A 19,683-nucleotide genomic window follows, 5' to 3' on the forward strand; every position below is an offset into this window, starting at 1 on the left:
GTTGACAAGTGAGGCCCGCAAACTCCTGCTAAGTAAAAGTCAGACAGGCACAACGGGTCCAGGAACTGCCGATCGTGTCTGCCCGGCAGCGCTGCTCAGGAAAGTAGCGATAAGTTGCGGAGGAATGGTTCGCGTCAAAAGGCGCTCGGCGACAGTGCTATTAAGCTAACTTTCTTATCTTAGTAGTTGTCCCCACACGCTTCCGGGGCGCCCGACAACTTGTAGAGAGTAACCTAGCCGCCGAGTTGATCGTCGTTGGCTATCGAGAAGTCCCTCTTCGACCGCGAAACATTACCCGACGCCTCAACGTAGCAATCGTTGCAACCGCCGCATAAATGAGGGTGTCCCGAGACAGTCTGAAAAAAATTAGGTAAGCATCGCCGCAGCGGCGGATGCCATCTGAATAACGCCGAGTTCTCGTTTCTACTGTGAAAAGTCCAGCGCGTTCGTAAGATCCCCCATCGGCTTGCCACCGTTCGCCACGAGCGCGGCGTCACGTGTCGTCAGCCCGGCAAGAGACGGCAGCGAGAACCGATGCGTGATGAGCTTGAGGATCGACGTCGTATCGTATTGCGTGTGATCGACGAAACCCTTCTTCGCGTACGGCGAGATGACGAGTGCCGGGATACGGGTCCCTGGGCCCCAACGATCACCCTTGGGCGGTGCGACGTGATCCCAGAAGCCGCCATTTTCGTCGTAGGTCACCACGACGACCATATTCTTCCACTGCGGGCTCGCCTGAAGGTGCTGAATGACGTTGGCGATATGCGCATCGCCCGACGCCACATCCGTGTAGCCCGCGTGTTCATTCAAATTTCCCTGGGGCTTATAAAAAGCAACTTTCGGCAAAGTACCTGCGTCAATCGCCTTAATAAATTCAGCGCCGTCCGTTCCACCATCGAGCAAATGTTGCGCGCGGTTGGCCGTACCAGGTGCCAAGTCCGCAAAATAATTGAACGGTTGGTGATGGGTCTGGAAGTCCGGTACCACATTCACCGCACCGTTGATCTTTGTCCGGTCAGCCAATGCCGCTGCCCACGACCCCCCGTACCACGCCCAAGAGACGCCGGCGTTGTTTAAGAGGTCGCCGATGTGTTGCTGTGTTTGCGGGGGCAGCGTCGTCGCAACGCTGGGGTCAGCGAGTGTCGGGTCGCCGCCTGCAGCGGGAGGATTGCCGCTTGGCTGGTACGGCGGTTGCATGGTGTTAATTGCGAAAAAGTCGGGCGAAAGGTTGCCCGAATTGACGAACTTTGGAATGCCAGTCAAAGCAGACGAAGGCGAGTTAGCCGCGACTTGCAACGAGACTCCGTCGCTGTTTACAGCCGATACGGAACTCGCGGCCGGGCTTTTGTCGGCGTTCGGATATGTCGGCGTGCATGCGCACGCGAGCCACTGATGGTTGAGAAACGAGCCCCCAAAAGCACTCATGAAAAAGTTGTCGGCGAGCGTGTATTGCTGAGCGATTTTGTAAAGCGGAAGCTTGTCAGCGTTTGTGTTGTAGTGACCCATGACGAGACCGCCCGAGTCAGCCCACGCGGTGAACTTGTCGTTCTTCCCGCCGTCGATCTGCATTTGATTTTCATAGAACCGGTGGTACAGGTCCCGTGTGGTAACCGATAACGCGGCATTGAATCCGGCCGGATCATCGATAGCGAAGAGGGTATTCGGCAGATTGACAGTCATCGCTTGGGTGATGGCCGGCGTCACGCCTGTGGCTGTCAAACCGCCCCAAACGGCTGGCAGAGTGGGCAGCACGCTACCATCGCGGTCGAGCTGTTGCGTGTTGACCGTTGTAGCGTTCTGGATGCCGTTCGCACCCGGAAAGGTGCCATATAGGTTATCGAAGCTGCGGTTCTCAGCGTAGATCACTACGATATTTTGCACGGATGAAAGGTCTGCGTGATTGCTGTCGTGGCCGCCGCACGCGTATAAGCCGAAGACGGTTAAAGCTGCAAGCGGGATGGCACACACGAGTTTCTTGTTCATGGATTTTCTCTTGGGTGGGGGGCCGGCGCGTCGCAGGTATCGCACAGCGCCAAATCGTCGGGCGCCGTAAGTCTCGCAAACTACGTTGACAGAAAAGAGCCGAATTACTTACGTAAACGAAAGCTACGAGAAAGATTATCTGGACGCCGAATCGTCACAGAAAAGACATCTGCGCGACATACGCTGCGGCTTTCTTGATGCGAGCTCGCCATGTTTTTAACGCAGCGCTTTTCGCTTGCAGCAGTCCCTGCTATCAAATCGATTGCATTCGGCGCAGCCTGCGCGTTCATGTGCATCGCTTGGCTCGCTGGTTGCGACTCTCATGCAGAGACCCAGAAAAACGCAGCCGAGCCGACAAAGGTAAGTACCGCACTAGCGGGCGGGCAATCGAGAGCCCAGGTGTTCGCGGCCGTCAAACTGATGACCTCAGTCGGCGAGAAGATATTTCTGGATCCCTCACTGTCTGGCTCCGGCTCGCTTTCGTGCGCGTCATGTCATAACCCGTCTCATGCATTCGGCCCACCTAATTCGCTATCCGTACAACTCGGCGGTAACGATATGCATCGCTCAGGTTTTCGGGCCGCCCCTTCGTTGACGTACTTGCAGGGTATGCCTCAGTTCACTGAACACTTTCACGACTCGGACGACGAAGGAGATGAGAGTGTCGATGCAGGACCGACCGGAGGACTGACGTGGGATGGCCGCGTCGATCAGGGTTCGGATCAAGCGCGCATACCTTTGTTGTCCTCATTCGAGATGGGTAGCACGCCGGCGAAGGTGGTGTCTGCCGTAAAGGCCGCTCCGTATGCCGGTGAATTCAAGCTGGCGTTTGGCCCTGACATCTTCAACAATGATGACAAGGCGTTTGCAGCAGTCCTCAAGGCACTCGAGACATTCGAGCAAGTGCCTGCGAAGTTCTATCCGTACACAAGTAAGTTCGATGCCTATCTTGCAGGGAAGGCAACGTTAAACGCTGCAGAGCTGCACGGTCTCGACCTTTTCAACGATGAGCGCAAGGGCAACTGCGCATCCTGTCACATCAGTCAGCGTGCGAAGGATGGGACTCCCCCACGATTCACTGACTTTGGGCTCATTGCAATCGGTGTGCCGCGAAACCGAGCATTGCCCGTCAATAAAGATCCGCACTTTTATGATCTGGGTGCCTGCGGTCCGGAGCGCACTGATTTGAAAGGACGTGCGGAATATTGCGGTATCTTCCGCACGCCGTCGCTACGCAACGTCGCGCTGCGCAAGACGTTTTTTCACAATGGGATCTATCACTCGCTCGAAGACGTCGTCCGCTTTTACGTGCAACGAGATACGAACCCAGAAAAGTTCTATCCGGTCTCGAGGAGCGGTGTCCAGAAATTCGACGACCTACCGAAACGCTACTGGGCGAACCTGAACACCGACGCTCCGTTTGATCGAAAGCGCGGGGAAAAACCGGCGCTGGATGAGGCAGAGATCAAAGATGTTGTCGCGTTTCTCAACACGCTGACCGATGGGTACGAGACTGCAACGAAGTGAGGGCAGTCGTGGGCATACATCATGCGGGAGTCGTGATCTTATCCTAATTCAGACACGCTTCGATGGCCGCTTGTACCTTGCGGTGGCACAAAATATTGGTTGAGCGTGCGCACTCGATCGACGTCATTCGCAGCTGCGAACTTCTCGGGTCAGGAAGTAATCCGAATGCCCCTTACCTTCTCTTTATCGGAAGCAGCGACGTCGATATCAACGTCGCACTCGGGGCCCGTGGAGTCCGGCGACACTCACCGTCGCAACTCCTCGTCGTTTCTCAAGCGCGTTTCCGTGTCGCTCGGCCGTCGCGTGACAGCCACATTGCGGTCACAAATGCGAAAGCCGAGATACACGATACGACAAGGATCACCGTTCCGGCGAGAGAGTAGTTCTGATGGATAGTCCACAACGCGGCAGCCGAAATGGGCGCGACCCCTTTCGCGATATTGGATGGTGTCGACAATAGGCCGCTGACCGCGCCGTAACCTTCGGTCCACATGACATCCTGCACGATCGTTCCGCGCAGGATCGTCATCATCCCATTGGCGCCTCCGTAAATAAGGGCAAACAGCATCAGGAGGCCAGGCGACGCTCCCGCACATAAAAGAACAACGACCGAGACGGGAAAAGAAATCGTAACGATAATGCCGATGAGCGCTGGACGTACATTGCGGCCAACTGCAAACCACAACGCGCGCGCGGCGACCTGGGCCGGTCCGATGACTGCCATGGTCGCCAAGATCAAACCAGAGCCGGCATGCCGTTCAACCAGAAGCGGGACTAAATGAAAGGTCAAGGCTGCGAACGCGGCGTAGTACGCAGTGAAGCACACGCTCAAGCCCCAAAACGTGGGCGTGTGCAAGGCCCGAGCGGTCGAGGCCTGCGCCTCTGATTTAAGGCGCGCTTTCTCGGCGGTACTGCGCGCTTGGCCGGGGTTTCCCTTGACTGCGGTGAGGTGGATAGGCAGACAAACCACCAGGTTGATTGCTGCCAGCGCGATGAGGGCGTGCCGCCAGCTGAGCCAACTCACAAGACCTTGTGTCAGCGGAATGAAGAGCGTGCTCGCGAAACCGGCAACGAGCGTGATCAGTGTGATCTTGGTGCGAAACGTTGTCGGGTAGTCTCGCGTTACTACCGCGAACACCGGGTCGTACAGTATTGCGGCCATCGCGACACCCAAACCGATCCAGACGACGAAAAGGCACGCTAGACTCTGCGCTTGTGACCAGAGCAATAACATCGCGGTAGCGAGGATCGAACCGGCAACCATCACAAATCGTCCGTGACCTCGGTCGATCCAGGCCCCGATCGGGTAGGCTGCCAGGCCCGAGACAAGCAGCCCGACTGAGAGAGCGCCATTGGTCCACGTACGACTCCAACCCATCGTGTGCTCCATCGGCACGACGAATAGCGAAAAGCCGTAATACACGGAGCCCCAGGAAACGAGTTGAGCAATCGCGAGTGCCCACGTGGCAACATTTTCGTGCTCGGCGTACCTGCCCCAACGATTCGACAAAGTATTCACTTCGGGCCAGCCCCCGTTACGTCAGTTCCCGCGTTCGTAGGGGCGATCCGGAAGGCGTTGCAGCAAAAAAAACGGGGAGACATCAAGTCGCTCGCGATGACCTCGGCGAGGCGCTCCTCGCGTAGCGGTGCATCAAAGGCGTCGCTTTCAGCGGGCCCAGCTAAGTGACCGGCGGACAGCAGGCCGATTCCTTCACGAGTGCAGAAAGAAGTGAGTTCGTTAAGCTTATAAAGACCGCGAGCGGCCGCTAGCATATTCACGCGAAGAAACGACTTGCGATTGACCAGCGTCACATAAAATGTGACGCCCTCCTCAGCAAGCTGATTGCGGGTTCGCAAGAATGCGGTCTGCCAATCACAGGGAGGAAATCGGAACAAGACGGATGCGTCGAGCAAAAGCACTGCCGCGCTCGCCGCACCACCCCTTACAAAGCGCAGAAGCTCAAGCCGACCGACGCCCGTCGTGATGAGTAACGAGTCGACCGACCTTCCCGCTGTATGACCGAGCGAGCGCGATAATGCTGTTGCGAAGGCGCGGAAATCGCCAGTCCCTCGACTAGACGCAGAGCGGCCGGCGAGAAGGCCACGACCCACAACCGAGCCTTCGTTCGCGGCACTCGAGGACGGGTCGAGTCGAACCGCAACGAACGCCCGCATCGACTTGCATTCAATATCACCGGAACTCGGCAATAATTGACAGACGGTCTCTCTATCATTTGTCATGGTTCGCTCCCAGATCCTTCTCACGCCAAGGTGCACGGTCTGTCGGACGCCGAAAGGGTCCGCCCCGCACTTGCTAAATTACTACATTTCCATATAATTGGAAATATGAAATTTTCGCCTGGATACATTGCTATGTCATCTAAATCGCGCATCACTGATAATTCAATGCCTGCTGCAAAGCCTGACTTCCTGGACGGCAACATTGCCAAACGCCTGGGCATGCCGGACGCGTCACCGCCGAAAATCTTGCTGCTCTATGGGTCGCTGCGTGAGCGCTCGTTCTCGCGTCTCGCTGTGGAGGAAGCCGCGCGCCTGCTTGAGTTCTTCGGTGCTGAAACCCGAATCTACGACCCGCGCGGGTTACCTTTCCCTGATGATGTGGACTGCAACGAGCACCCCAAGGTGAAGGAGCTTCGGAACCTCTCAATCTGGTCAGAAGGCCAGGTCTGGTGCAGCCCCGAGCGGCACGGCACCATCTCCGGCATCATCAAGACCCAAATTGACCATCTGCCGTTAGCGATGGGCGGCGTCCGCCCTACTCAAGGGCGCACACTCGCTGTCATGCAAGTGAGCGGCGGTTCACAAAGCTTCAACTCGGTAAATCAGCTTCGCCAGTTGGGGCGATGGATGCGCATGTTCACCATCCCCAACCAGTCGTCAGTGGCAAAGGCGTATGAGGAATTTGACGAGCACGGACGAATGAAGCCGTCGGCCTACTACGACCGCATCGTTGACGTCATGGAGGAGTTGGTGAAATTCACGCTCCTCTTGCGCGGGAAGGCGGATTACCTTGTTGATCGATACAGTGAACGGGTCGACGAAGGTCGTCCCATAGATCCCCGCACGGACCTCGCGGCATTGGCGGGCGCTGAGGAGATGGCAATCACGGACCAAAGGGAGTGAGCGTCATGAACGCTATGGACAGCAAGCTGGCGGTGAAGGCGCTTGCGGCGCTTGCGCAGGAAACGAGATTGGCCACGTTCCGATTGCTGGTCACCGCAGGGCCCGAAGGGATGAGCGCGGGAGCAATTTCAGAAAGCTTGGGGTTAGCCGCGCCTACCCTGTCTTTCCATCTGAAGGAATTGGCCCATTCTGGCTTGATCGAGGGCACCGCGCAGGGGAGATTCGTGATGTACCGCGCGCAGTATGGACACATGCAGGCGCTTATCGACTTCCTGATGGAAAACTGTTGCGCAGCAGAAGGACTGGGCTGCGCAGCCAAGGATGCGGTAGCGTAGGGTCTGTTTTCCTTCAGCGGCTATCGGTGAACCCCGCAATCAACGCAGCCGCAGCACAAGCGCGTTCGCGAAACCGTTCAGGCGGTCACCGGCTTGCACTTCACCTTTTTGCGAGGCGTGCAATTTGCTGAGTCCACTCCCTCACAGCAGTTCTCGGTTAGAAAGCCGATCAGGTCGTTCACGTGATTGATCTCTGGGGCATAGTAGACAAAACGGCCCTCTTGGCGGGAACTCACCAAGCCCGCATGCGTGAGCTCTTTCAGGTGGAACGAAAGCGTCGCGCTGGCCAGTTCCAACTGCTCTTGAATGACCCCCACGCTCACCCCATCCGGACCTGCGGTAACCAACAGGCGAAAAATCCCCAGGCGCGTGGATTGCGCGAGCGCGGAGAGTGCTTTGATTGCGTCTTTTTCCTTCATCATGCCGTTGACTCGTCAGAATTCAACCAACGATTCTACAGCTATCGAGATGTCAATTGCATGACACTTTTGTTTAAGCCGCTTTTGCAACACTCGCGACCGTCGGGTGCGCGGTTGACAGCCGATATCCGGATCCGCGGACGGTCTCGATCATCCCTTCGCCGTGCGCTGGCCGAAGCGCGGATCTTAAGCGCTTTACGTGCACATCGACCGTGCGTTCCTCGATGAATACGTGGTCGCCCCAAACCTGGTCGAGCACAAAGGTCCGCGAGTGAACCCGTTCAGGATGAGTCAGGAAAAAATGCAGTAGCTTGAACTCCGTTGGGCCAAGGCGCAGCGGAACCTCAATGCCATCTACCATCCCGAAGACCCTACGCGTGGCCGGGTCCAATCTAATCCCGTTCATGATGACCGGATCGTCGGTCAGTTGCGGCGCCCTTCTTCGTAAAACTGCCTTGATCCGCGCCAACAGTTCTTTCGGCGAAAACGGCTTCGATATGTAGTCGTCGGCGCCCGCTTCAAGACCTTCCAGGCGGTGGTATTCCTCGCCACGGGCAGTGAGCATAATCACCGGTAGATCGCGTGTTCGAGGATCGCTCCGGAGATCTTTCAAGAACGTCAGACCTGATTGGTCCGGTAGCATCCAGTCCAGAACAATGATGTCTGGAAGCACGTCGGAGATTATCTCGTTGGCTTTGGCCACAGTGAACGCCGCGAGCGGAAGATAGCCCGCATGTCGGGCATTAACCGAAAGTATTTCGGCGATCGCCGGTTCATCTTCAACGAAAAGTATGGTTGCGGGCACTACCTTTCCCCTTATCCTTAGCCCAACGCTTCGCGCTCCAGCTGCTCACGCGACACATGGCGTACGTCGGTGCCTTTAACGACATAGATGATGAATTCCGCGATGTTCGTCGCGTGATCACCAATCCGCTCAATTGCCTTCGCGATAAATAGATAGTCAAGTGCAACCGAAATCACGCGCGGGTCTTCCATCATGTAGGAAACCAGTTTTCTCACGAACGCTTTGAATTGCTCATCGATCGCGTCGTCCTCCCGGATGATGTGGGCTGCCGCCACGGTGTCCAAGCGTGCAAACGCATCAAGCGCACGGTGAAGAACGGAAATTGCCATGTCACCAGATTGTTTGATTTCGGCAATGTTTATAGATCGGGCAGCTGGCTCACTCGAGATACGTCGGGTTCGCTTGGCGATTTTCCTCGCCTCGTCGCCCGCGCGTTCGAGATTTGTGATCGTCTTTGAAACGGCCATTAAAAGACGCAGGTCTCTCGCGGCTGGCTGACGACGGGCGATGATGTTGCTGATCTCCTCGTCAATGTCAACTTCCATCGTGTTCAATCGCCGCTCGTCTTCCATGATCCTGTCCACCAGATCGAGATCGAAGTCGTTTAATGCCCGCATAGCGCAGTCGATTTGCGACTCAACCAGTCCCCCCATTGCAAGCAACTTGCTGGACACTTGATTCAGATCGGCATCGAACTGGCTCGACAAATGTTTATCCGTCATGGTGACTCCTTAGCCGAAGCGGCCGGTGATGTAGTCTTCGGTCGCACGTTGCTCTGGCTTCTTAAAGATTTTCTGTGTCAGCCCAAACTCGACGAGCTCACCCATGTACATATATGCGGTGTAATCGGAGCACCGTGCGGCCTGCTGCAGGTTGTGCGTGACGATGACCACCGTATGGTCATCCTTCAACTCGAGCACCAGTTCTTCGATACCCGCAGTCGATATCGGATCCAGCGCTGAACATGGTTCGTCCATCAACAGCACGTCAGGATGCATGGCAATGGCACGCGCGATACACAATCGTTGCTGCTGGCCACCGGACAGGCCGTAGCCACTCATGTGAACTTTGTCTTTGACCTCCTTCCACAAGGCAGCACGGGTCAATGCCCACTCGACACGCTCGTCCAGATCTGACTTGGAAATGGTCTCGAATGCCCTCGGTCCGAAGGCGACGTTTTCGTAGATTGACATCGCGAACGGGGTGGGCTTCTGAAAGACCATTCCGACGTTGGCCCGATGAAACGTTACGTCCTCTTTTGAGGTAAGCACGTTCGCACCGTCTATCCGAATTTCGCCTTCAGCCCGCTGCTCTGGGTAAAGGACATATATCTTGTTGAATGTCCTAAGAAGCGTCGACTTTCCACATCCCGACGGACCGATGAACGCCGTTACGCGCTTCTCGGGAATAGAAAGATTGATGTCCTTGAGTGCATGAAATTTGCCGTAGAAGAAGTTCAGATTTTTAACTTCTATCTTCGTGGCCAGCTCTGCATCAATGTCTGGCTTGGGAGCAAGCTCAACCATAGAGACCTCGGACGTAGCCCTCGGTAAGCTTCTCGCGTGGTTTGCTGAATATTTGCTCGGTCGTTCCAAATTCGACGAGCTTGCCCAAGTGCATAAACGCCGTATTTTTTGACACCCGAGCGGCCTGCTTCATGTTGTGTGTGACCATGACGACCGTGTAATTTCGTTTCAGAGTCTCCAGCAACTCCTCGATGCGGCCCGTGGCGATCGGGTCCAATGCCGAGGTAGGCTCATCCAAGAGAAGGACCTCGGGATCAACCGCGATGGCGCGGGCGATGCACAGGCGTTGCTGCTGACCGCCCGATAGAGCGAGGGCACTTTGGTCGAGCTTGTCCTTCACTTCGTCCCAGAGCGCACCTTGCCGCAAAGCGAACTCCACCCGCTCGTCCATCTCCGAGTGGTTGAGTGACTCGTGATGGCGGATCGCCAGGGCGATATTTTCGTAGATGGACATCGTGAAAGGCGTCGGCTTTTGGAACACCATGCCGACCTTCAGACGAAGCGCACTCAGTTTGAAGCTGGGGTCAAGGATGTTCTGGCCGTCCAGTTCGACCGCACCTTTAGCAGCCTGTCCAGGATAGATCGAGTACATCCGGTTCAGCACTCGCAGCAAGGTTGACTTGCCGCAACCGGACGCTCCAATGATCGCGGTGACCTCTCTGTCGGGAAAGTCGACGTTCACGTCGAACAGCGCCTGACGGTGGCCGTAGTGGAAGTCGAGGTTGCGTACGCGAATGCGCGTGTTGTTGGTACGGGCTGATGGCATCTTAACGGGGGGCATGAGCGCGGCCGAAGAAGGTGCGCGACAGGATTGCCAGCGCAAGAACGAAAATCGTCATCAAGAAGGCCCCTGCCCAAGCTAGAGCGTGCCAACTGTCGTACGGGCTCATCGCATACTGGAATATGACCACCGGGATATTGGCCATCGGACCGTTCGGGGTGGTCGTCCAATACTGGTTGTTGAGCGCCGTGAACAGAAGCGGCGCCGTCTCACCGCTGATGCGTGCCACCGCGAGCAGAACACCGGTGACAACGCCCGAACTCGCTGCTTTCAACAATATGCGCGAACTGATCTTCCAACGAGGGATGCCGAGTGATAGTGCCGCCTCGCGCATGCTGTCCGGTATCAACTGAAGCATCTCGTCGGTGGTCCGAATGACGACCGGGAGCATGATGATCGCAAGCGCCACAGCACCTGCCCATCCCGAGAAATGCCCGACCTGCCTGACGATGATCTCGTACGTGAACAGACCAATGACAATCGACGGCGCGCTCAGCAAAATGTCGTTCACGAAACGGATGACCGCCCCTAGACGGGTTCCGCGCGCGTATTCCGCCAAGTAGGTACCGGCCATCAATCCAAGCGGCACTCCGATGACGGTGGCGATGCCAATCATGGTGAAACTGCCATACAGCGCGTTGAGTAGGCCCCCGTCTTGGCCGGGAGGCGGTGTCATTTGCGTCACCAAACTCGGCCGCAAGGCAGCGGCACCATTGATGACCGTCGTGACAAGGATCCAGGCGAGGAAGAAAAGACCAAAGAGCGTCGAGCCGACCGATAACAGGAACACCACATTGTTGGTGAATCGCCGCCGGCGGAGTTTTCTCATGTCGAAGCCTTGCATCATTTCGCTCCTTCCATTCGGTTCAATCTCATCAACAGCAATTTCGCGAACGCGAGCACGATAAAGGTCACAACGAAGAGGACGAAGCCCAACGCGATGAGGGACGACAAGTAGATCGGAGAGTCGGCTTCCGTGAACTCGTTGGCAAGCGTTGCTGCGATTGAGTTGCTCGGATTCAGCAAGGACACGCTGAGATCGTGCGCATTACCCAAGACGAACGTGACCGCCATCGTTTCACCCAGCGCTCGCCCCAACCCGAGAAATATGGCGCCGATAACGGCCGAGCGCGTGTACGGCAGAATCACCTTGCGCATGACTTCCCAGCGCGTCGAACCAAGGGCAAAGGCCGACTCTTTCAGTACCTGGGGTGTCGCCGAGAACACGTCGCGCATCACAGCACTGATAAACGGAATGATCATGATGCCGAGGATGATGCCGGCCGGAAGCATGCCGAGGCCGATGGGCGCGCCCGAGAAAAGTGGACCGATGAGCCACTTGTTACCGAGGTGATCAATGAGCCAAGGCTCCACATGGTCGGCCAGGACGGGCGCGAACACAAATAGGCCCCACATCCCGTAGATGATGCTGGGGATAGCGGCGAGTAGTTCAATCGCCGTGCTGATTGGATTTTTCATCCAGGTCGGCGCGATCTCAGTGATAAAGATCGCGATACCAAAGCTGATCGGCACCGCAATCAGGAGCGCGAGGAAGGAGCTGACCAGCGTCCCGTAAATGGGAATGAGCGCGCCGAATTTGTGCGCTACGGCGTCCCAGTCGGTACTCACGAGGAAGTGCCAACCGAATGTTTGGAAAGCCAGGCGTCCACCCCACAACATCGAGATGGCAATCCCTGCCAATAGAATCAGAACGAAGATAGCTGCTGCTGCAGCGGTATAGCGGAACAAGCGGTCCGCCAGCTCGTCGGGCAGGCGGCGCACACGGGTTCGGAAGGTTAATTCGGTGCCGAGCATGTCGCCGGCGCGACGCTGGCGGGGGGCGTCGTTTGCTAACTCTTCAGCAGTCGGGGGCATGACTCATCCTTGACGGCCAGCGCCGAGCGTGCCGCCGGCGCTGGCTGAGTTCACCAGCAGTTAGAACTTGAAGTTCGTGGACCAGTACGTTTCAATTTGCTTGACGAGCGGAGCGGGAAGCGGAACATAGTCGAGCGACTGCGCTTGCGGTTGCCCCTTCTCAAGAGCCCATTTGAAGAACTCAATCGCTGCTTTCGACTGCGCAGCATTTTTCGGCTGCTTGTACATGATGATGAACGTCGTGGCCGTGATCGGGTAGGCATCCGGCCCACTCGCGTCGGTCATGACCAGATCGAAGTCGGTCGAGTTTGTCCAATCAGCAGTCGCGGCTGCGGCCTGGAAGCTCTTGCCGTTGGGTTCAACGAAGTTTCCGGCCTTGTTTTGAATCGAGGCGTACGTCATCTTGTTCTGAATGACATACGCATACTCGACATATCCGATCGAGTTTTTTAGACGATTTACATACGCGGCGACACCCTCGTTGCCCTTGCCGCCAACGCCCACGGGCCAGGCAACCGACGTACCCTCACCTACCTTCGACTTCCAGTCAGGACTGACCTTGGACAGATAGTTGACCCAGTTGAAGGTCGTGCCTGATCCGTCCGAGCGGTGCACCACCGTGATGTTTGCACTTGGCAGGCTCACACCCGGATTTACCTTCACGATCGCCGGATCATCCCACTTCGTAATCTTTCCTAGATAGATGTCGGCTAACAGCGCACCCGTAAAGCGAAGCTTCCCTGGGGCCACGCCTGCTATGTTGACGACAGGCACTACCCCACCGATGACTGAGGGGAACTGGCCCATCTCCTTCGCCTTCAGGTCCGCTACCGACATTGGCATGTCGCTCGCACCAAAGTCGACAGTCGCCGCCTTGATCTGCGCGATACCGCCGCCCGAGCCGATCGACTGGTAATTCACCTTATTGCCAGACGACTGGTTGTAGTCAGATGACCATTTGGACAAGATCGGGTAGACAAACGTCGATCCGGCTCCCGTTATGTCTGCCGCGTGCGCGGCAACAGCAAATGTGGCAGCGAGCGCAGCGCTTGCGAGACGTTGCACGAACAACTTCTTCATTTTGGTCATCCTCAGTGGTTGCTGATATCTCGATAACTCTAGATACATTACGACTGTCGGGATTCTGAGTATAGTCCGTGACAAAGATGTGACAAGCTAGGCCTTGATGAAATTTTTATGACGGCGAACCATAACTGCAGTCTTTGAGGCATCGTCTCGGTGGTGCATTGTCAAAAAACGTCATTTCGATTATATTAGAGATGTCGATATGTCGCCATAGGCGGCTTTACGCTTTCAGGAGCATTCATGACCGAAAACCAAAAACACGCTGTTCTTTTCCTGTGCACCCATAACTCCGCGCGTTCGATTCTTGCGGAGGCCATCTTGAATGACGTGGCCGGCGACCGGTTTACCGCTTACAGCGCGGGAAGTCATCCGGGCACTGCGCCTAACCCTTTTGCCCTTGACCTGCTGCGCTCACGCGAAATCAACGTCGACAACCTCAGAAGCAAAAATTGGGATGAGTTTGCGGAAGAAGGCGCTCCCAAAATCGATTACATCTTCACCGTGTGCGACAACGCTGCAGGTGAAGTCTGCCCAATCTGGCCAGGACATCCCGCGAAGGCGCATTGGGGCATCCCTGACCCGTCGATAACTGAGGGCACGGACGAAGACAAGCGCAAGGCTTTCATTACTGCGTTCATTCAGTTGCGCAAGCGCATCGACTTACTGGTTAATCTGCCTTTAGACAAGCTGGACAGGCTTGATACGCAAGAACAACTTCAGCGCATCGGAAGCGATTTGGCCGCAAAGGGCGAATGAGGTTCGTGCACGCGCATCAGTTGCCACGACATAGACAGAACAGCGGCTACATCGCTGCGTGTTGAGCTATTGGCGCATCATGTCGACGGTTTCCACTCGCATTCCAACATCGTCTGCAGTGGCGCCGGGCCGTCCGGCTTCGAAACTATAGGAAGTCTTTAATGCTTACCGCAGTACTAATATTTATAGCCACTATTGTATTCGTGATTTGGCAGCCGAGGGGTTTGGGCATCGGCTGGAGCGCCGTCGGCGGTGCCGTCCTCGCGCTGCTGGCTGGCGTAATTCATATCTCCGATATTCCGGTGGTTTGGCATATCGTTTGGAACGCGACGCTCACGTTTATCGCTGTGATTATCATTAGCTTGCTTCTCGACGAAGCCGGCTTTTTCGAATGGTCTGCACTACACGTGGCGCGTTGGGGCAACGGCAACGGTCGGAAGCTTTTTGCGTTTCTGGTCCTGCTCGGTGCGGCCGTTGCCGCGTTTTTCGCAAATGATGGTGCCGCGCTAATTCTTACGCCTATCGTCATGGCAATGCTGCTTGCACTACGCTTTAGTCCAGCCGCAACCCTTGCGTTCGTGATGGCTGCGGGGTTCATAGCGGACACTGCTAGCTTGCCGCTTGTTGTTTCAAATTTAGTCAATATCGTCTCGGCTGATTTCTTCAAAATAGGCTTTGCTCACTACGCGAGCGTGATGATTCCCGTAGACATCGTCGCGGTCGCCGTCACGCTAGCCATGCTGCTATTTTATTTTCGCCGCGACATCCCCACCACCTACGACGTTGCCGAGCTCAAGCAACCGAGCGAAGCAATTCGCGACGCATCCACCTTCAAGGCTGGTTGGTGGGTGTTGGCGCTGCTGCTGATTGGATTCTTCGGGTGCGACGCCGTCGGCATCCCCATTAGCGCGGTTGCGGCCGTTGGTGCAGCCATTCTTCTGGTGGTCGCTGGGCGTGGTCACATCATCTCCACGAAGAAGGTCCTCAAGGAAGCTCCGTGGCAGGTCGTTATCTTTTCTTTGGGTATGTACCTGGTGGTGTACGGCTTGCGCAATCAAGGGCTCACTGGCTATGTTGCGCAAATTCTTAATTATCTCGCTGCTCACGGCGTCTGGGCGGCGGCACTGGGCACTGGACTTCTCACCGCTTTTCTGTCGTCTATCATGAACAACATGCCGACGGTGCTTGTCGGAGCGCTGTCTATCGATGCGAGCAGCGCAACCGGCGTCGTCAAAGAGGCCATGGTGTTCGCCAACGTCATTGGAAGTGACCTGGGCCCAAAAATCACTCCAATCGGGTCCCTCGCGACTTTGCTATGGCTGCATGTGCTGGCTCGCAAGAACGTCACTATCACGTGGGGCTACTATTTCAGGACCGGCATCGTTCTGACACTCCCTATTTTGGTTGTTACGCTCGCGGCGCTTGCTCTTCGACTGCAGGCTTAACCTGTAGATCTGGTCAGGTTCATAACTGAGCTCAAGAGGCGCGCGGAAACAAGTTCGCGGGGCTTGCGTCTACGACGAATCGTAAGCGGCTTAATACCTGCATCTGTAAGCAGCGGCGGTCGCCTTCAGGATGGCGACCGCTTCGTTTTCAAGCCGAACTCTCCTGCCCGGCAATCCTGTGTCGGCGCATTCGCTCCCACAAGCTTTTGCGGGAAATGCCGAGTGCGGCTGCTGTTTCCGCGATTCGGCCGTGGTGCTTAACCAATGCGTTGTTGATGTAGAGCGCCTCGCACCGGTCCATGTACACCGACAACAAAGGAGCTTCGGCGACCTCCGCATCGTCGAAGGCTGAAGGGTCCGTGAAAACGTCTGACGGCATCAAAACGTTACCAGCCGACATCAAGCATGCTCGCTCGAGCCGATTTCGCAATTCACGCACGTTTCCAGGCCAGTTGAAACCAACGAGTGCCGCCTCGGCAGCGGGATGAAGCTGTTTAACGGGCTCACGATTGCTTTCGGCATAATCCGACAAGAATCGGCCTGCTATCCACAGGACGTCATCGCTTCGCTCGCGCAACGGCGGGACACGCAGCGTGACGACATTCAGACGATAAAACAGGTCTTCCCGAAAGCGTCCTGCCTTCAGAAGCTCCTGCAGTTCCCTGTGCGTGGCGCACACGAGACGGAAGTTGCATTCAATATCCCTTTCAGCGCCAACTCTTCGAACACGTTTTTCCTGAAGGACGCGAAGCAGCTTCACCTGCATTGCGAGGGGTAGGTCACCTATCTCGTCAAGAAACAGCGTGCCACCATGGGCGAGCTCAAAAAATCCCTTCTTTTGACGGTCCGCGCCGGTAAAGGCCCCACGCTCAAAGCCGAAGAACTCCGACTCCATCAACGTCTCAGGTACGGCTCCGCAATTGACGGCAATGAACGGCTCTTCGTGGCCACCTGCGGCAACATCATGGATGTGTCGCGCAAGGACCTCTTTGCCGGAACCTGACTCGCCGTTGATGAGAATGGACGACGCTCGTTTCGCTATTTTTGGGACAGCTTCCGCTAATCTGCGCATCGCAAGTGAAACACCAAGCGGCCCGTGAGCCGGCATTGCTTGTTCAGGGATGTTCTGCACAGACAGCGCTTGTATTTTCCTGACTAATTCGGCGATGTCGAACGGTTTCGTCACGTAGTCAGACACGCCCGATTTAAGCATCGACACGGCGCCATCAATCGAGGCATAAGCCGTCACCAGAATATAGGGTGGCACCGTCGGCATTGCGCGCCGCAGCCGGCTAAACAACTCATCGCCCGCAAAGTCGGGCAATCTCACGTCACTTACCACGACCGAGTAACCCTTCTTCGGAATCGCTGCGAAGGCATCCGCGGCGCGCGTGTGCCAATCGACCTCGAAGCCTTCCAATTGAAAGCGCTCAACCATCGATTCGCCCATGATGGGGTCGTCTTCGACCAGGCATATCAAAGCCTCGCTCATGTCTTGTCTCCTGCAGTTATAGGGAGCACGACTTCAAAGGTCGTGTGGCCAGGTTGGCTGCTCACTGCTATCGTCCCGCGAAGCTGTGTGACGATTTGATAGCTGACCCATAAGCCGAGGCCGTAACTGCGCACCCCAGCCGATTTCTGGTTCGGCGAATACGGCTCGAAAACATGGTTCACAACGTGTTCAGGTATGTGTTCGCCGGTGTTAGATACCAACACACAGACTTCCGACGGCGAAGCGGTCGCTGTGCACGAGACCGTTCCACCTTCTTCGACTGCTTTGACCGCGTTCAGCAAGAGGTTGAGCACGAGTTGCCTAAGCAGGTGCGATGGCAAGGCTACGGTGTCGGCCGGCACGTACCACTGCATCTGAAGATTTTTCGTGATGACTTCGGGATGCACCAAAATTTGCAAGTCATCCCAATCGGCTTGACCCATCGCAGGCGAATCGAGTCTTGCCTCTATCAAAAGAGCCCCGACGGTCGACCTAATTTGCGTGAGGCCACGCTCCAAGAGGCCCAGAGTGCGGCTGGTGAGCCCGTCAGGCGCCCCATGTTTGGCCAAGGTATCGACAGCGTTAATGAGCCCGCCGAGAGGATTGTTAATCTCGTGTGCGATTCCAGCGGCGACGCGGCCGACCGCTGCCAATCGTTCAGATACAACCATCTCGCGTTCAAGCTGGCGTTTTTCTGAAAGCTCGTCGAGCATCCCGCGAAAACTCGCCGATAGGGCACCAATTTCGTCCCGCCCAAGGGCATTCACTTCGCTTTTCAGAAGCTCCGGAGCGGCGGTGTGCACACGGGCCATCGCATTACTGAGCCGGTGCAGTGGTGTCGCCATTCGTTTGCCCCACCACCACGCAATTGGCAGAAGCAGTAGCAACCCCAATAAGCTAAGTAAGACCATCCGAACGAGCAATGTGGCTATTTCGCTGCGCAGCTTGTTGGTGTCGTAGATCACCACGACATAGCCAAGAAAACTGCCGTCTTCGGCCAGGACCGCTTGAGCTGCAACTACATCGTCATGCGCGAAAATGCTTGGGAAGCTGAGATAGAAATATTCAGGATTTGCGCGGACTTGGCGTATTGCCTCGGCGACAGGTTCGGTAAGGGATGACGCTCGAGCCCACGTCGCGGAAAACTTGGGATTGGTTGACGCATATACGCGACCGGACGAGTCGAACACGATGACCTGCTTGAGCGGGTTGCGTTGGTCCTTCGCGTCAACAGGCGCCCGGATGACCTCGAAAACTCGATACAAGTCGTCACGCATCAACGAATCGCGTATGGACAGCGTCGTCACATTTGCCAAGTTCCGCGCGCCGCTTTCGACGTTGCGCCGCGCATCCGATAGGGTAAGCGCAACGAGCGCAGCAGTAACCGCGAGCTCCGTCAGTAGGATAGCCAGCATCAACGCGCCTGGAATCTTATAGCGGTAGCTCACGTTTTCTAGCACGGCGGCCTCACCCGACGACGGTATCGGAAAGCAGCACAAGTCCGCGCACGCCGTCGAATAACGAATCGTCACCGGCGATAAAGCGGTCAAGATTGAGCTGCTGCAGGACGTCTCTACCCGCGGCATCAGCGTTCATCGAAATTAACGCGGTCTGCAGGCTGCTGAACATATCTCCAGCGAGATTGCGGCGAGTGACGATAGGTGGAAACCCATACTGGGGAGAACGCCACGCAATCCTGACGCCAATAGTGGAGTCGGGAACCTGTTTGACCAGCGTATCGAATATATACCCGTCGATTTCTCCCGCTGAGGCCAGGCCTGATGCGACCGCTTCAACCACCTTGCGATGTGCAAAAGTGAAAAACGTTTTGCTGAAGAAGCGTCGCGGGTCTAAGCCCATTCGTATGAGTTCCGTTCGCGGAACGAGATAGCCGGAATTAGATTGCGGGTCGCTGTATGCGAAAACTCTCCCCCCTAGGGCTGCGATGCTCGTGGTCGATGTGTCGGATGCCGGAACCAGTAGGTACGAACGATATAAAGGCTTTCCCTGATACTGGGGCACTGCAAGCAATTTCATCTTGTCAGCATGCGTCACATAGGGATAGCCGCATACCCAAGCCAAATCAAGTTGGTCTGCGAGAAGCAATTCCGTAATCTCGCCGTAACTTCGGCGCTGCACGAAAGCCACCTCCGCCCCCAACTGTTGCTCAAGCCGCGCACGCCACTTCGCAAGCAAACGTACCTGGTTGTCCAGAAAAACAGCAGTAGTCCCGAAAAGTATTTTTTTGCGCGGTCCGGGGACAGCTGCAAGCGCATGACGATAGGACGAAACAGCTGCGCCCACGGCGATTGCGCCCAATACCTTGCGGCGTGCGTTACTGAACGGTAACCCCTCCATAGCGCTGCCCCCTTTAGCCGTTACCGCACGGAAACTCATTCTAACGTCTCTAGGGACGTGGAATCGTTGTATCCCGTGCTGGGCGGCATTCTTCGTGTTTTGGCATAGAGCTTGCCATTGATGCCCCGATGGTAACGGTTGCCCACGC

At 56.2% G+C, this 19,683-nt stretch carries 19 protein-coding genes; 5 read left to right on the forward strand and 14 right to left on the reverse strand.

From position 1 onward, the window contains the following. Nucleotides 1-423: 423 nt before the first annotated feature. A complete protein-coding gene (locus ACRXB1_RS00240) occupies nt 424-1,986 on the reverse strand; it encodes an acid phosphatase (RefSeq protein WP_449490655.1) in 1,563 nt (520 codons plus the stop codon). Nucleotides 1,987-2,196: 210 nt separating this feature from the next. Here ACRXB1_RS00240 and ACRXB1_RS00245 point away from each other — a divergent pair, with 210 nt between their 5' ends. Continuing rightward, on the forward strand, nt 2,197-3,513 hold the full coding sequence (locus ACRXB1_RS00245; RefSeq protein WP_449490656.1) for a cytochrome-c peroxidase: 1,317 nt from the start codon (nt 2,197-2,199) through the stop codon (nt 3,511-3,513). Between the two features lie 271 nt (nt 3,514-3,784). Here ACRXB1_RS00245 and ACRXB1_RS00250 read toward each other — a convergent pair whose 3' ends face one another. Beyond that, on the reverse strand, nt 3,785-5,032 hold the full coding sequence (locus ACRXB1_RS00250) for an MFS transporter (protein ID WP_449490657.1): 1,248 nt from the start codon (nt 5,030-5,032) through the stop codon (nt 3,785-3,787). Beyond that, entirely contained in the window at nt 5,029-5,433 is a 405-nt protein-coding gene (locus ACRXB1_RS00255; RefSeq protein WP_449490658.1) for a hypothetical protein, read from the reverse strand. The genes ACRXB1_RS00250 and ACRXB1_RS00255 overlap by 4 nt, the downstream gene beginning before the upstream one ends. Nucleotides 5,434-5,886: 453 nt before the next feature. On the opposite strand from ACRXB1_RS00255, the gene arsH reads away from it, so the two are divergent. Both arsH and ACRXB1_RS00265 read left to right on the forward strand, forming a co-directional pair. Further along, on the forward strand, nt 5,887-6,657 hold the full coding sequence (arsH, locus tag ACRXB1_RS00260) for an arsenical resistance protein ArsH (protein WP_436230151.1): 771 nt from the start codon (nt 5,887-5,889) through the stop codon (nt 6,655-6,657). Between the two features lie 5 nt (nt 6,658-6,662). Then, on the forward strand, nt 6,663-6,992 hold the full coding sequence (locus ACRXB1_RS00265) for a metalloregulator ArsR/SmtB family transcription factor (RefSeq protein WP_436230150.1): 330 nt from the start codon (nt 6,663-6,665) through the stop codon (nt 6,990-6,992). A 77-nt stretch (nt 6,993-7,069) separates the two neighbouring features. On the opposite strand, the gene ACRXB1_RS00270 is transcribed toward ACRXB1_RS00265, so the two are convergent. The 8 genes from ACRXB1_RS00270 to pstS all read right to left on the reverse strand — a co-directional run bounded on the left by ACRXB1_RS00270 (nt 7,070) and on the right by pstS (nt 13,478). Then, complete coding sequence (locus ACRXB1_RS00270) at nt 7,070-7,414, reverse strand: metalloregulator ArsR/SmtB family transcription factor (protein WP_436230149.1); 345 nt, start codon at nt 7,412-7,414, stop codon at nt 7,070-7,072. 70 nt (nt 7,415-7,484) lie between these two features. Then, nucleotides 7,485-8,216, reverse strand: a complete 732-nt coding sequence (gene phoB / locus ACRXB1_RS00275; RefSeq protein ID WP_436230148.1) for a phosphate regulon transcriptional regulator PhoB — start codon at nt 8,214-8,216, stop codon at nt 7,485-7,487. Nucleotides 8,217-8,233: 17 nt separating this feature from the next. After that, the gene (phoU, locus tag ACRXB1_RS00280) at nt 8,234-8,938 is read right to left on the reverse strand and encodes a phosphate signaling complex protein PhoU (protein WP_449490659.1); all 705 of its coding nucleotides are present in this window, start codon (nt 8,936-8,938) and stop codon (nt 8,234-8,236) included. Nucleotides 8,939-8,947: 9 nt separating this feature from the next. Beyond that, nucleotides 8,948-9,742 carry a phosphate ABC transporter ATP-binding protein PstB gene (gene pstB / locus ACRXB1_RS00285; RefSeq protein ID WP_449490660.1) on the reverse strand — a complete coding sequence of 265 codons (795 nt, stop codon included), beginning with the start codon at nt 9,740-9,742 and terminating at the stop codon, nt 8,948-8,950. After that, a complete protein-coding gene (gene pstB, locus ACRXB1_RS00290) occupies nt 9,735-10,523 on the reverse strand; it encodes a phosphate ABC transporter ATP-binding protein PstB (RefSeq protein WP_449490661.1) in 789 nt (262 codons plus the stop codon). The genes pstB (ACRXB1_RS00285) and pstB (ACRXB1_RS00290) overlap by 8 nt, the downstream gene beginning before the upstream one ends. Next, on the reverse strand, nt 10,510-11,370 hold the full coding sequence (gene pstA, locus ACRXB1_RS00295) for a phosphate ABC transporter permease PstA (RefSeq protein ID WP_436230144.1): 861 nt from the start codon (nt 11,368-11,370) through the stop codon (nt 10,510-10,512). Before pstA ends, pstB (ACRXB1_RS00290) begins: the two co-directional genes overlap by 14 nt. After that, complete coding sequence (gene pstC, locus ACRXB1_RS00300; protein WP_449490684.1) at nt 11,367-12,338, reverse strand: phosphate ABC transporter permease subunit PstC; 972 nt, start codon at nt 12,336-12,338, stop codon at nt 11,367-11,369. The genes pstA and pstC overlap by 4 nt, the downstream gene beginning before the upstream one ends. A 120-nt stretch (nt 12,339-12,458) precedes the next feature. After that, a complete protein-coding gene (gene pstS / locus ACRXB1_RS00305) occupies nt 12,459-13,478 on the reverse strand; it encodes a phosphate ABC transporter substrate-binding protein PstS (RefSeq protein WP_449490662.1) in 1,020 nt (339 codons plus the stop codon). Between the two features lie 246 nt (nt 13,479-13,724). Between pstS and ACRXB1_RS00310 the strand changes: the two genes are divergently transcribed. Together ACRXB1_RS00310 and ACRXB1_RS00315 are read left to right on the forward strand one after the other, a co-directional pair. Beyond that, the gene (locus ACRXB1_RS00310; RefSeq protein WP_449490663.1) at nt 13,725-14,240 is read left to right on the forward strand and encodes an arsenate reductase ArsC; all 516 of its coding nucleotides are present in this window, start codon (nt 13,725-13,727) and stop codon (nt 14,238-14,240) included. Between the two features lie 161 nt (nt 14,241-14,401). Further along, nucleotides 14,402-15,685: an arsenic transporter gene (locus ACRXB1_RS00315; protein ID WP_449490664.1), complete on the forward strand. Its 1,284-nt coding sequence runs from the start codon at nt 14,402-14,404 to the stop codon at nt 15,683-15,685. A 148-nt stretch (nt 15,686-15,833) separates the two neighbouring features. On the opposite strand, the gene ACRXB1_RS00320 is transcribed toward ACRXB1_RS00315, so the two are convergent. Genes ACRXB1_RS00320 through ACRXB1_RS00330 form a run of 3 tightly spaced genes read right to left on the reverse strand, consistent with a single transcriptional unit; the run spans nt 15,834 to nt 19,574 of the window. Further along, entirely contained in the window at nt 15,834-17,177 is a 1,344-nt protein-coding gene (locus ACRXB1_RS00320) for a sigma-54-dependent transcriptional regulator (protein WP_449490665.1), read from the reverse strand. Then, nucleotides 17,174-18,727 carry a sensor histidine kinase gene (locus tag ACRXB1_RS00325; protein ID WP_449490666.1) on the reverse strand — a complete coding sequence of 518 codons (1,554 nt, stop codon included), beginning with the start codon at nt 18,725-18,727 and terminating at the stop codon, nt 17,174-17,176. The genes ACRXB1_RS00320 and ACRXB1_RS00325 overlap by 4 nt, the downstream gene beginning before the upstream one ends. Further along, on the reverse strand, nt 18,645-19,574 hold the full coding sequence (locus tag ACRXB1_RS00330) for a substrate-binding domain-containing protein (protein WP_449490667.1): 930 nt from the start codon (nt 19,572-19,574) through the stop codon (nt 18,645-18,647). Before ACRXB1_RS00330 ends, ACRXB1_RS00325 begins: the two co-directional genes overlap by 83 nt. Between the last annotated feature and the right edge of the window lie 109 nt (nt 19,575-19,683).

This window comes from Caballeronia sp. M23-90 (genome assembly GCF_053574605.1).